The organism is Streptomyces sp. NPDC056347 (assembly GCF_042262625.1).
In the GTDB taxonomy this organism is placed as follows: Bacteria; Actinomycetota; Actinomycetes; order Streptomycetales; family Streptomycetaceae; genus Streptomyces.
Window position 1 is genome coordinate 25,665 of sequence record NZ_JBHJQP010000001.1, and the last position, 11,756, is coordinate 37,420.

Annotated in this window: 9 protein-coding genes and 1 riboswitch; of the genes, 5 read left to right on the forward strand and 4 right to left on the reverse strand. The window is 69.1% G+C overall.

Annotation, left to right across the window (positions count from 1 at the left end; translation table 11 throughout):
- Positions 1–14 precede the first annotated feature (14 nt).
- The gene (locus ACFCV8_RS00165; protein WP_376682947.1) at positions 15–1,412 is read right to left on the reverse strand and encodes a YibE/F family protein; all 1,398 of its coding nucleotides are present in this window, start codon (positions 1,410–1,412) and stop codon (positions 15–17) included.
- Between the two features lie 70 nt (positions 1,413–1,482).
- A riboswitch (TPP riboswitch) is annotated at positions 1,483–1,616 on the forward strand.
- On the opposite strand from ACFCV8_RS00165, the gene thiC reads away from it, so the two are divergent.
- Both thiC and ACFCV8_RS00175 read left to right on the forward strand, forming a co-directional pair.
- A complete protein-coding gene (thiC, locus tag ACFCV8_RS00170) occupies positions 1,609–3,384 on the forward strand; it encodes a phosphomethylpyrimidine synthase ThiC (RefSeq protein WP_376682948.1) in 1,776 nt (591 codons plus the stop codon). Its footprint overlaps the riboswitch before it by 8 nt.
- 153 nt (positions 3,385–3,537) lie before the next feature.
- A complete protein-coding gene (locus ACFCV8_RS00175) occupies positions 3,538–4,047 on the forward strand; it encodes a GNAT family N-acetyltransferase (protein ID WP_376682949.1) in 510 nt (169 codons plus the stop codon).
- Between the two features lie 65 nt (positions 4,048–4,112).
- Here the strand turns inward: ACFCV8_RS00175 and ACFCV8_RS00180 are convergent, their stop codons facing one another.
- From ACFCV8_RS00180 to ACFCV8_RS00190, 3 genes are all read right to left on the reverse strand, one after another.
- Entirely contained in the window at positions 4,113–4,934 is an 822-nt protein-coding gene (locus tag ACFCV8_RS00180) for a hypothetical protein (RefSeq protein ID WP_376682950.1), read from the reverse strand.
- 182 nt (positions 4,935–5,116) lie between these two features.
- Positions 5,117–6,193 (reverse strand): metallophosphoesterase, encoded by a 1,077-nt coding sequence (locus ACFCV8_RS00185; protein WP_376682951.1) that lies wholly within the window; start codon positions 6,191–6,193, stop codon positions 5,117–5,119.
- Positions 6,194–6,350: 157 nt separating this feature from the next.
- The gene (locus tag ACFCV8_RS00190; RefSeq protein ID WP_376682952.1) at positions 6,351–7,463 is read right to left on the reverse strand and encodes a LacI family DNA-binding transcriptional regulator; all 1,113 of its coding nucleotides are present in this window, start codon (positions 7,461–7,463) and stop codon (positions 6,351–6,353) included.
- A gap of 370 nt (positions 7,464–7,833) precedes the next feature.
- Here ACFCV8_RS00190 and hisC point away from each other — a divergent pair, with 370 nt between their 5' ends.
- The 3 genes from hisC to cydB all read left to right on the forward strand — a co-directional run bounded on the left by hisC (position 7,834) and on the right by cydB (position 11,721).
- Positions 7,834–8,913: a histidinol-phosphate transaminase gene (gene hisC / locus ACFCV8_RS00195; protein ID WP_376682953.1), complete on the forward strand. Its 1,080-nt coding sequence runs from the start codon at positions 7,834–7,836 to the stop codon at positions 8,911–8,913.
- A gap of 279 nt (positions 8,914–9,192) precedes the next feature.
- Positions 9,193–10,701 (forward strand): cytochrome ubiquinol oxidase subunit I, encoded by a 1,509-nt coding sequence (locus ACFCV8_RS00200; protein WP_376682954.1) that lies wholly within the window; start codon positions 9,193–9,195, stop codon positions 10,699–10,701.
- 18 nt (positions 10,702–10,719) lie between these two features.
- Positions 10,720–11,721: a cytochrome d ubiquinol oxidase subunit II gene (gene cydB / locus ACFCV8_RS00205; protein ID WP_376682955.1), complete on the forward strand. Its 1,002-nt coding sequence runs from the start codon at positions 10,720–10,722 to the stop codon at positions 11,719–11,721.
- Positions 11,722–11,756: the final 35 nt, after the last annotated feature.

The following is an 11,756-nucleotide window of genomic DNA, read 5'->3' on the forward strand; positions in this document are numbered from 1 at the left end:
CGTCCGAGGGGCGGTCACGGCTTCGTCCTTCGGCGACGGCCTTTCCCCGCCCCGGCCCACGAAGGCGCCGAAGCTCCGGCTTCCGCGCCGGTCGCCGCGCGGTCCGCGGAGACGACCAGAGCGGCGAGCGCCGTCGTCACCGGCACCGAGGCGACCAGCCCGATCGAGCCGACCAGTGTCCGTACGATCTCCTCCGCCACCAGCTCGCTGTTGGCCACCGTCCCCATGCTGCTCTGCGCGACGGAGAACAGCAGCAGCAAGGGCAGCGCGGCGCCCGCGTAGGCGAGCACCAGCGTGTTGACGACCGAGGCGATGTGGTCGCGTCCGATCCTGATGCCCGCCCGGTAGAGGCCCCGAACGCCCAACGTCGGGTTCGCCTGGTGGAGTTCCCAGACCGCCGACGTCTGGGTGACGGTCACATCGTCGAGCACCCCGAGCGAACCGATGATGACACCGGCCAGCAGCAGCCCGCTCAGGTCGATGTGCGGGTAGAGGCCGTGGATGAGGCCGGTGTTGTCATCGGTGTTGCCGCTCAGGCTCGCCCACCCGATGAAGAGCGATCCGAGCAGCCCGATCAGCAGCAGCGAGACCAGCGTGCCGACCACCGCGACCGAGGTACGGGCGGTCGGGCCATGGCACATGTAGAGCGCGATCAGCATGATCGCACTGGCCCCGACCACCGCGACGAGCAGCGGATTCGACCCCTGGAGAATGGCCGGGAGGATGAAGAGGGTCAGCACGGCGAACGACACGGCCAGCGCGATCAGCGCCATCACCCCGCGCATGCGGCCCACCGCCACCACGGTCAGCGCGAAGATCCCGGCCAGCAGCGCCATCGGGAACTTCCGGTTCACATCCGTCACGGAGTACTGGAGGTCGTGGGGCGCGTCGGGGGCGTACGCGGCCACCACGCCCTGCCCCTCGCGCAGTTTGCGCGGCGAGTCGGGCTGGAGGATCTCGGTGAAGGTCCGCCCCTTGTCCCGGCCGGTCGTCACCTCGATCGTGGCCCTCTCGCACGGCCCCCGCTCCTCCCCGGCCGACGGGGGGTCGTCGCCGAGGGGCGTCTGAACGGCGTTCACGTCCTTGCAGTTCACCTTGTCGACGGTCACCACCTTTCCCTGCTGGGTCTGCCGGTCGAAGCCGATGCCGGTCCGTTCGTGCGGCGGTGCGCCGCCCGGCCAGAGCGCCACCAGACCGACTACTACTGCGGTGGCGAACGGGATCAGTACGGCCGCGATGACCTTGCGCAGCTGCCGGGAGCCGGGCGCGGCGGGACCGTGACCGTGGGAGTGGCCGTGGAGTTGCTCGTGGGGGTGGTCGTACGCGGATCCGGGCGATTGGTCGTACGTTCGATCGTGAGGTGCGCCCTGCGGCCGGGCCTGTGGTTCGTGGTCCGTGTGGGGAGAGGTCACCGGCCGATCATCGCAAGAAGGGCCGGGCCCTCTGTTCATCGCGCCGGACGGGGCGCTAGCGTGGAGGAACCTTTGCACACGCGGGAGCTCGGAGCACCGGGCTGAGAGGGCGCTGACATCCGTACGCCCGTACGGGACAGGCTGCGCCGACCGCCGAACCTGTTACCGGGTAATGCCGGCGTAGGGAGTAGGTCTCATGACCACATCGGACGCACGCACGCCTGCCTCGGACCAGAGCGTCGAGGCCGGGAAGTCCATCGGCTGGCACAAGGGGTACGTCCAGGGCTCGCGCCCGGACCTCCGGGTGCCGGTCCGTCAGGTGCACCTCAGCAACGGCAAGGACGTGACGCTGTACGACACGTCGGGGCCGTACACCGATCCCTCGGTCGACACCGATGTCCGGCGCGGACTCGCGCCGCTGCGGGAGAACTGGATCATCGCCCGCGGCGACACCGAGGAGTACCCCGGCCGCCCGTCCCGCCCCGAGGACGACGGGCTCAGGCACACCTCGCCGCGTGGCGGGCTGCGCAATCTCGACGCGGTCTTCCCCGGCCGCCCGAGGCTGCCGCGCCGCAGCCGGGACGGCCGGCCGGTCACCCAGCTCGCGTACGCCCGACGGGGCGAGATCACCCCGGAGATGGAGTACGTGGCCATCCGGGAGAACGTCGATCCCGAGGTGGTGCGCGAGGAGATCGCGGCGGGCCGGGCCGTCCTGCCCGCCAACGTCAACCACCCCGAGATCGAACCGATGATCATCGGCAAGCGGTTCCTGGTGAAGGTCAATGCCAACATCGGCAACTCCGCGGTGACTTCCTCCATCGAGGAGGAGGTGGAAAAGATGACGTGGGCAACGCGCTGGGGCGCCGATACCGTCATGGATCTGTCCACCGGCCGCAACATTCACACCACCCGTGAGTGGGTTCTGCGTAATTCACCCGTTCCGATCGGAACGGTCCCGCTCTACCAGGCGCTCGAGAAGGTCGACGGCCGGGCGGAGGAGCTGACCTGGGACATCTACAAGGACACCGTCATCGAACAGGCCGAGCAGGGCGTCGACTACATGACCGTCCACGCCGGCGTACGCCTCCCCTATGTGCCGCTGACCGCCCGCCGGAAGACCGGCATCGTCTCCCGCGGCGGTTCGATCATGGCGGCCTGGTGCCTCGCGCACCACAAGGAGTCCTTCCTGTACGAGCACTTCGAGGAGCTCTGCGAGATCCTCGCGAGCTACGACGTGACGTACTCGCTGGGCGACGGTCTGCGGCCCGGCTCGATCGCCGACGCCAACGACGAGGCGCAGTTCGCCGAGCTGCGTACGCTCGGCCAACTGAACACGATCGCCAAGCGGTTCGGCGTCCAGACCATGATCGAAGGCCCGGGCCATGTCCCGATGCACAAGATCAAGGAGAACATCGACCTCCAGCAGGAGATCTGCGAGGAGGCGCCCTTCTACACCCTCGGCCCGCTGACCACCGATGTCGCGCCGGCGTACGACCACATCACCTCCGGCATCGGCGCGGCGATGATCGCGTGGTGGGGGACGGCGATGCTCTGCTACGTCACGCCGAAGGAGCACCTCGGCCTGCCGAACCGGGACGACGTGAAGACCGGCGTCATCACCTACAAGATCGCGGCGCACGCGGCGGACCTCGCCAAGGGGCACCCGGGGGCGCAGGACTGGGACGACGCGCTCTCGGACGCCCGTTTCGAATTCCGCTGGGAGGACCAGTTCAATCTGGCCCTCGACCCTGACACGGCACGGGAGTTCCACGACGAGACGCTGCCCGCAGAGCCCGCGAAGACGGCCCACTTCTGCTCGATGTGCGGCCCGAAGTTCTGCTCGATGAAGATCTCCCAGGACATCCGGCGCGAGCACGGGGGCACGTCGGAGGAGATCGAGGCGGGCATGGCGGAGAAGTCCAGGGAGTTCGCGGCCTCCGGCAACCGGGTGTACCTGCCGATCGCGGACTGACGCGGAAGCCCGGGGCGTTGCGCGGAGTGCCTTGGTCCGCCGTGCGACGCCCCGCTGCTTCCGGTGTACCCGCGTGCGGCCCGAAACCCCGTGGACGCGGTGGCGGCCGGGTGTTGCCATGGAGGGCGGATTCTCCATGGAACGGTGGTCGTGATGGCTGAGATCAGGATGGCCCTGTCGGTGCGGGAGCTGACCCGTGCGGACCTGCCGTCGTGCGGCTGGACGGGCGACGCGATGCATGTGCGGCAACTCGCGGATCAGCTGCGGCGGGCGGAGGCCGGTGAGATCGACTACCTGGCGGTCTGCACGCCGGTGGGGCTTCCCGTGGCGGTCGGCGGCGTCGACTACACGGTGAAGGAGGGCGCCGGCGAGATCTGGCAGCTCGGGGTCCACCCGGCTCTCCGGTCGTGCGGGATCGGCACGCTGCTGATCCGCTCCGCGGAGCGGCGGATCTCGGCCCGGGGCCTGACCCGGGCCGAACTCGGCGTCGAGGAGGACAACCCCCGGGCCCGGGCCCTCTACGAGCGCCTCGGGTACCAGGCGTACGGCCGGGGCCCCGACTCCTGGGACGTGGTGGCGGAGGACGGCTCGATCCGCAGGTACGAGACGATGTGCACGATGATGCGCCGGGACTTGGCGGTGGGGGAGCACGCCCCTGCCTGAGCGCCGGATGCGCTGCGTTCTCCCCCTGGTCCCGGGCCGGTCACCGCCCGCCCGACGGGAGGCGGTCAGTCCAGCTCGTGCTCGGGGCCGCCGAAGTCGGGGCTGGTGAAGTCCGGTGAGGTGAAGCTCGGGCGGGGACTCGCCGACGCGCCGTCGGCCGGGCTGGAGAAGCCCGGCTTGATGTGGCCGACCTTCGGGATGCGGTTCGCCGAGCGCCGGGGTGTGCGCCGGGCGCGTCCGGCCTCGGGGTCGGCGAGCGCGTCCCGGAGGAACGGCAGGATGCCGCGCTCCAGCAGGGCGTGCCGCCAGGCCTCCCGGGCCCGCGCCACGTCCTCCGGCAGCTCGTCCTCCAGCTCCTCGACGGGCTGCGGCTCCGACGCGTTGCGCAGCGCGGTGAACATCAGCCCGACGGCGGCCGCCACGATCGCGACGGCCATGAGCACCGCGAAGATCCAGCCCGCCGAGATCAGGGTGGAGGCGAACCGCGGCGGGTCGTCGAGCAGCCGCAGCAGATAGCCGACGAGCAGGAAGACGAGGGCCGCGGCGCCGGCGAGCACCGGCGCGAGGACCGTGACGACGGCGCCCGCCCCGGCGCCCGGGCCGGGGCGGTGTCCGGTGCCGGAGCCCGGGGCCGCTTCCTGGACCGTCCCGTCGTCGCCGCGCAGCTCGGCGCGGGCCTGCACGTAGTGCGCGTACTCGGTGGCGGCGGTGGCGGTGATCGACTCCGTGGCCTCCAGAGCCATGGTGCGCAGCTGTACGGCGTTGAGCCGCTCACCGACCTCGGCCAGATCCGGCCGTTCATGGGCGTGGCGCAGTGCGTCGTCGAGGATCCGCTCGTACTCGGGTCGGTCCTCGGCCAGCAGGTGCGGAGCGCTTTTCATCTGCATCCCCCGATGCTCCGTCGGGCCTGACTGCCTGCGCGACACGGGCGGTCGGGCGGCAACGGAGGAGAGCCTGCTACTGATACGCCGATGGTAGAGCGCCCACGGCACGGGGTGACAGGGGGTTTCCGTAAATAGGCCCGGTGGTCGGCGTGGTCAGGTCGTGGATGCGTCTGCCCAGAAGAGTGTCAGCCATGCAGAGGCAGTTGGACGACCAGTAGCTTTCCGGCCATGGTCACTCCGCCGTCCATGGCGATGGCGAGCCCGTCCGCGTAGACGTGCGGGCCTTCGACCAGGGGGCCGGAGCTGTCCTCGCCCTCCTCCGATCCGACCTCGCCGAGGAGGTAGGGGATGGGGCTGTGACCATGGACGATGCGCTGTCCGCCGTAGGCCGCCATCAGCTCCCGGACCGCCTGCGGGCCCGAGTCGTCGCGGAAGGCGAACCGCTTGGTGAGCTTGCGGAAGAGATCCCAGCACTCGTCGGCGTCGTTACGCGTGAGGATGGCGTGGACGTTCTCGTTGACGTCCTCGATGGTGGCGCCGTACTCCAGGTAGGCCGTCGTGTCGGAGTGCATCAGCAGATGCCCGTCCTCCTCGACGACCGCGTCGAGCCGGGACATCCACTGGAGGTGGACGTCCTGGAGCCGCTCCATGTCGTTCTTCTGGCCGCCGTTGAGCAGCCAGGCGGCCTGGAACGTGGCGGTTCCCGCGCCGGAGTTGACCGGGGTGTCGTTGAACCGCTTGGCGCCGAGGAGCAGCAGCTCGTGGTTGCCCATGAGCGCCTTGCAGTAGCCGCCGGCGGCCGCGGCCTCGGCGGACAGCCGCATCACGAGATCGATGACCCCGATGCCGTCGGGGCCGCGGTCGGTGAAGTCGCCGAGGAACCAGAGCCGGGCGTTGCCCGCCGCCCACTTGCCCTCGGCGTCGATCAGGCCCTGCTCGGTGAGGGCGGTGCGCAGCTCGTCCAGGTAGCCGTGGACGTCGCCGACGACGTAGAGAGGTCCGCGCCCCTGCTCCTGGGCGGGGCGCGGCTCGGGGGCGACGGCGGGGACCTGGAGGGTGTCGCCGCGGTTGATCACGGGCAGATCGCGTGCGGTAGGTGTGTATCCCTCCGGCGGCTCGTCGCCGGGCACCGCGTCCCCCGGATGCGGTGTCGACGACTGCACCGGGGTCTGGGCATAGGGCGGTACGCGGAAGTCGCGCAACGTCGCAGTCCGCACCACGGGTTCCTGACCGGCCCCCTGTGTCATCGACCCCTCCACCACCGTCGCACCGCCGTACACCTGACGGGCCCTGCTGGTCGGGCGGTCCGCGGTGTCGTTCGCCCATCATAGGAATGCGGATCGTGCTCTGTGACGCACCAGGGGTGGTGAATCCGGACGCACGTCGGGTTCACCGGCCGATTGGCCCGAATTATCCCGATCAATCCCTTGTCGGTGAGCGTGGCGCGCTGACCGTCGTACGGGGCGGGCGTCGCTGCGAGGAGGTCCGCACGATGAGCTCCGTCGGTATGACCTGCTCCACCGGTCCGTCCTGGGCCACGCCCTCGATGGCGTCGATCAGGAGCTGGACGACCGCCGTACCGATCCTGCGCGGTTTGAGCGAGAGGGTGGTGATGGGGGGCTCGGTCGTCGCGTACACGGTGGACTCGCTGCAGCAGACCAGCAGCAGGTCCTCGGGGACGCGCAGGCCGTACCGGCGCGCCGCCGCCAGCAGGTCGGTGCCGTTGGGGTCGAAGAGCCCGTAGACGGCATCGGGGCGGTCCGGCCGGGCGAGCAGCCGGTCGGCCGCGACCGCGCCCGCGCACGGGTCGTGGGCGGGGTACGACTCGTACACCGGGTCCTGGCCCACGCGCTCGCACCAGTGGAGGTACGCGCTGGTGGACAGGCGGGTGTACGTGTCGGTGGTGGTGCCGGTGAGCAGGCCGATGCGGCGGGCCCCGGCGGCGGCCAGGTGGTCGAGCAGGTCGAGCACGGCGGCCCGGTGGTCGTTGTCGACCCAGGCGGTGACCGGGAGCGTACCCGCCGGGCGTCCGTCCGAGACGACGGGCAGCCCCTGGCGGGCGAGCTCCATGACGACCGGGTCCTGGTCGGAGGGGTCGATCACGACGGTGCCGTCGAGCGCCACGTTCGACCAGACGTCGTGGCGGGAGGTGGCCGGCAGGATGACGAGGGCGTAACCGCGGGCGAGCGCGGCGGAGGTGGCGGCTCTGGCCATCTCCGCGAAGTACGCGAACTCGGTGAAGGTGAAGGGTTCGTCCCCGTAGGTCGTCACGGTCAGGCCGATGAGGCCGGACTTGCCGGTACGGAGGGTGCGGGCCGCGGCGGAAGGGCGGTAGCCCAGGCGCTCGGCGACTTCGCGGACATGGCGACGGGTGGCGTCCGGGAGCCTGCCCTTGCCGTTGAGCGCGTCGGAGACGGTCGTGATGGAGACCCCTGCGGCGGCGGCCACGTCGCGGATGCCCGCTCGTCCCTGCCTGCCGCCGCGCCGGGGTGTGTCCGTCCGGCTCACCTGGTGCTTCCCTGCTGCTGTCATGGCGTGCCGATAGTAGGGCTCAACCGGGCGTCCGGCCTGATCGCATATTCACGCGTTGACAGGCACGATTTTGCATGATCATCAGACATCAAAGGCCGTGAAACCCAAGGGGGTTGGGGGTTGTAGCCATCGTGTGTCATATGCCGAAGTCGGTGGGCCTACTAAATGGTCGAAGTCTCGAAGCGGTTTCATCTCACCACTTCGAGGGACGCGCGCCACGGAGTGCGCCACCGGCGCGCGGCAGTGTGAAGAGCGCTCCCCCCATTCCTGGTCGGACCGGACGATTGAACGCTTCGGCCATTCGCAGCGGCGCCCAATCCTCATAAGGTGAGCAGTATTGATGTGTACAGACGGTCGAGGAGGACCTGCGGTGAGCGAGACGAGCCCCAAGCTGCGCGCCGAGCTGGACGGCGTCCCCGCCTATGTACCGGGCAAGCCGGCCGCGGCCGGCGGACCGGTCGCGTTCAAGCTTTCCTCCAACGAGAACCCGTATCCCCCGCTGTCCGGGGTGATGGAGTCGGCACTGGCGGCGGCCGCGAACTTCAACCGTTACCCGGACATGGCCTGTACCGGCCTGATGAACGAGCTGTCCGAGCGTTTCGGTGTGCCGCTCTCGCACCTCGCCACCGGGACCGGCTCGGTCGGGGTGGCGCAGCAGCTGCTCCAGGCCACCTCGGGCCCGGGTGACGAGGTCATCTACGCCTGGCGGTCCTTCGAGGCGTACCCGATCATCACGCAGGTCAGCGGTGCCACCTCGGTGAAGGTGCCGCTGACCGACGGTGATGTGCACGACCTCGACGCGATGGCGGACGCCATTACGGACCGGACGCGGATGATCTTCGTCTGCAACCCGAACAACCCGACCGGCACGGTGGTGCGCCGGGCGCAGCTGGAGCGGTTCCTGGACCGGGTGCCGGGCGATGTCCTGGTGGTGCTCGACGAGGCGTACCGGGAGTTCGTCCGCGACGTCGAGGTGCCGGACGGCATCGAGATCTATCGGGACCGGCCCAATGTGGCGGTGCTGCGGACCTTCTCCAAGGCGTACGGCCTGGCGGGGCTGCGGGTCGGTTTCGCGGTGGCCCACGAGCCGGTGGCGGCCGCGCTGCGCAAGACCGCGGTGCCTTTCGGGGTCAGCCAGCTCGCGCAGGACGCGGCGGTCGCCTCGCTGCGTGCCGAGGACGAACTCCTGGGGCGGGTGGGCTCGTTGGTGGCCGAGCGGCAGCGGGTGCAGCGGGCGCTGGCCGGTCAGGGGTGGACCGTGCCGGACTCCCAGGCGAACTTCGTCTGGCTGCGGCTCGGGGACCGTACGGCCGACTTCGCCGCGGTGTGCGAGCGGGCCGGTGTGGTGGTCCGGCCGTTCGCGGGTGAGGGCGTGCGGGTGACGATCGGGGAGGACGAGGCGAACGACCTGTTCCTGAAGGCGGCGGAGTCGTACCGCAAGGAGCTGTAGTCCGTCCGTACGTACCGGACGGTGGGGCCCCGCATCTCGTCGGACGAGGTGCGGGGCCCCGTTCGTGACCGGGACGGCGGGGGCCGGACGTCTGGTTCGCGGGGGGATCGATCGGAACGTCCGCAAGGGGGGTACCCCGCCCGAACGTCCCGAAAGTCTGTGCGCCATAATGCTTGTGAATGTGAACGCGTTCACAAGCGTGTCCTGTTCTTCCCGTGATTAGTCGGATTTAAAGGGCAAACTGCCGGTGTGATCACGGCGACGTAAGGAGAAGACGACGTGGAGCTGGCGCTGGCGCCGGAGACATTGGCGCGATGGCAGTTCGGTATCACTACCGTCTACCACTTCCTTTTCGTCCCCCTGACGATCTCGCTGGCCGCGCTCACCGCGGGCCTGCAGACCGCATGGGTCAGGACGAACAACGAGAAGTACCTGAGAGCGACGAAGTTCTGGGGCAAACTCTTCCTGATCAACATCGCCATGGGCGTGGTCACCGGCATCGTCCAGGAGTTCCAGTTCGGCATGAACTGGTCCGACTACTCGCGATTCGTCGGTGACATCTTCGGTGCTCCGCTCGCGTTCGAGGCACTGATCGCGTTCTTCTTCGAGTCCACCTTCATCGGCCTGTGGATCTTCGGCTGGGACAAGCTGCCGAAGAAGATCCACCTCGCCTGCATGTGGATGGTCTCGATCGGGACCATCCTGTCCGCGTACTTCATCCTGGCGGCCAACTCCTGGATGCAGCACCCGGTCGGCTACCGGATCAACGAGGAACGCGGCCGCGCCGAGCTGACCGACTTCTGGCGCGTACTCACCCAGAACACCGCGCTCACCCAGTTCTTCCACACCATCACCGCGGCCTTCCTGGTCGGCGGCGCGTTCATGGTCGGCATCGCGGCCTTCCACCTGGCGCGCAAGAAGCACATCCCGGTGATGCGGACCTCGCTGCGGCTCGGCCTGGTCACCGTCGTCATCGCCGGACTGCTCACCGCCGTCAGCGGCGACCAGCTCGGCAAGGTGATGTTCAAGCAGCAGCCGATGAAGATGGCCGCCGCCGAGGCCCTCTGGGAGGGCGAGGAGGGCGCACCGTTCTCGCTCTTCGCGGTCGGTGACGTGGCCAAGGGGCACAACACCGTGGAGATCTCGATCCCCGGGATACTGTCCTTCCTCGCCGACAACACCTTCACCTCGTACGTCCCCGGCATCAACGACATCAACAAGGCGCAGCAGGAGAAGTTCGGTCCCGGCGACTACCGGCCCAACATCCCGGTCGCGTTCTGGAGCTTCCGCTGGATGATCGGCTTCGGGATGGCGTCCTTCGCGCTCGGCATCCTCGGGCTGTGGCTGACCCGGAAGAAGTTCATGCTGCCACCGGCGCTGCGGACCGGTGAGGACGAAGTGCCCAACCTGGTCCTCTTCAAGAACAAGGCACTCAGCCCGAAGTTCGCCAAGTGCTACTGGATCCTGGCGCTCTGGACGATGCTCTTCCCGCTGATCGCCAACTCCTGGGGCTGGATCTTCACCGAGATGGGCCGTCAGCCCTGGGTCGTCTTCGGCGTGCTCCAGACCCGTGACGCGGTCTCCCCCGGGGTCTCGCAGGGTGAGGTGCTCACCTCGATGATCGGCTTCACCCTGCTCTACGCCATTCTCGCGGTGGTCGAGGTCAAGCTGCTCGTGAAGTACATCAAGGCAGGCCCGCCGGAGCTCACGGAGGCCGACCTCAACCCGCCCACCAGGATCGGCGGCGATCACGACGACGCCGACCGGCCGATGGCCTTCTCCTACTGAGGGCCGAGGAGCTGAGAGATGGAACTCCACGACGTCTGGTTCGTGCTCATCGCCGTCCTCTGGACCGGCTACTTCTTCCTGGAGGGGTTCGACTTCGGGATCGGTGTTCTGACCAAGCTGCTGGCCCGGGACCGCAAGGAACGACGGGTCCTGATCAACACGATCGGGCCCGTCTGGGACGGCAACGAGGTCTGGCTGCTCACCGCGGGCGGGGCGACCTTCGCCGCGTTCCCCGAGTGGTACGCCACCCTGTTCTCCGGCTTCTACCTGCCGCTGCTGATCATCCTGGTCTGCCTGATCGTGCGCGGGGTCGCCTTCGAGTACCGGGCCAAGCGGTCCGGCGAGCGGTGGCAGACCAACTGGGAGCACGCCATCTTCTGGACCTCGCTGATCCCGGCCCTGCTCTGGGGCGTGGCGTTCGGGAACATCGTCCGCGGGGTGAAGATCGACGCCGACCTGGAGTACGTCGGCAACTTCTGGGACCTGCTCAACCCGTACGCGATCCTCGGCGGACTGGTCACGCTCTCGCTCTTCACCTTCCACGGCGCCGTGTTCGCGGGGCTCAAGACGGTGGGGGACATCCGGCAGCGGGCGGGCCGGCTGGCGCTGAAGCTGGGAATCGTCACCGCGGTGCTCGGGCTCGGCTTCCTGATCTGGACCCAGCTCGACAACGGTGACGGCTGGAGCCTGCTGGCGATGATCGTCGCGGTGGTGGCGCTGGTCGCCGCGATCGCGCTGATCGCGGTGGGCCGAGAGGGCTGGTCGTTCGCGTTCTCCGGGGTGACCGTCGCGGCGGTGGTCGCGATGCTCTTCCTGACGCTCTTCCCGAACGTCATGCCCTCCTCGCTGAACGACGCCTGGAGCCTCACGGTCACCAACGCCTCGTCCACCCCGTACACCCTGAAGATCATGACCTGGTGCGCGGGGATCGCCACCCCGATCGTCCTGCTGTACCAGGGCTGGACGTACTGGGTGTTCCGCAAGCGCATCGGTACGCAGCACATCGCCGAAGCGCACTGACCGGGTCCGTGTTCCGTCCGGCGGCCCGGGGCCGG

Excerpts from the sequence above, each read along its gene's own strand:
- thiC (WP_376682948.1), top strand. The coding sequence starts at position 1,609 with ATGACCACATCGGACGCACGCACGCCTGCCTCGGACCAGAGCGTCGAG.
- ACFCV8_RS00190 (WP_376682952.1), bottom strand. The coding sequence starts at position 7,463 with ATGACAGCAGCAGGGAAGCACCAGGTGAGCCGGACGGACACACCCCGG.
- cydB (WP_376682955.1), top strand. The coding sequence starts at position 10,720 with ATGGAACTCCACGACGTCTGGTTCGTGCTCATCGCCGTCCTCTGGACC.
- ACFCV8_RS00175 (WP_376682949.1), top strand. The coding sequence starts at position 3,538 with ATGGCTGAGATCAGGATGGCCCTGTCGGTGCGGGAGCTGACCCGTGCG.
- ACFCV8_RS00180 (WP_376682950.1), bottom strand. The coding sequence starts at position 4,934 with ATGCAGATGAAAAGCGCTCCGCACCTGCTGGCCGAGGACCGACCCGAG.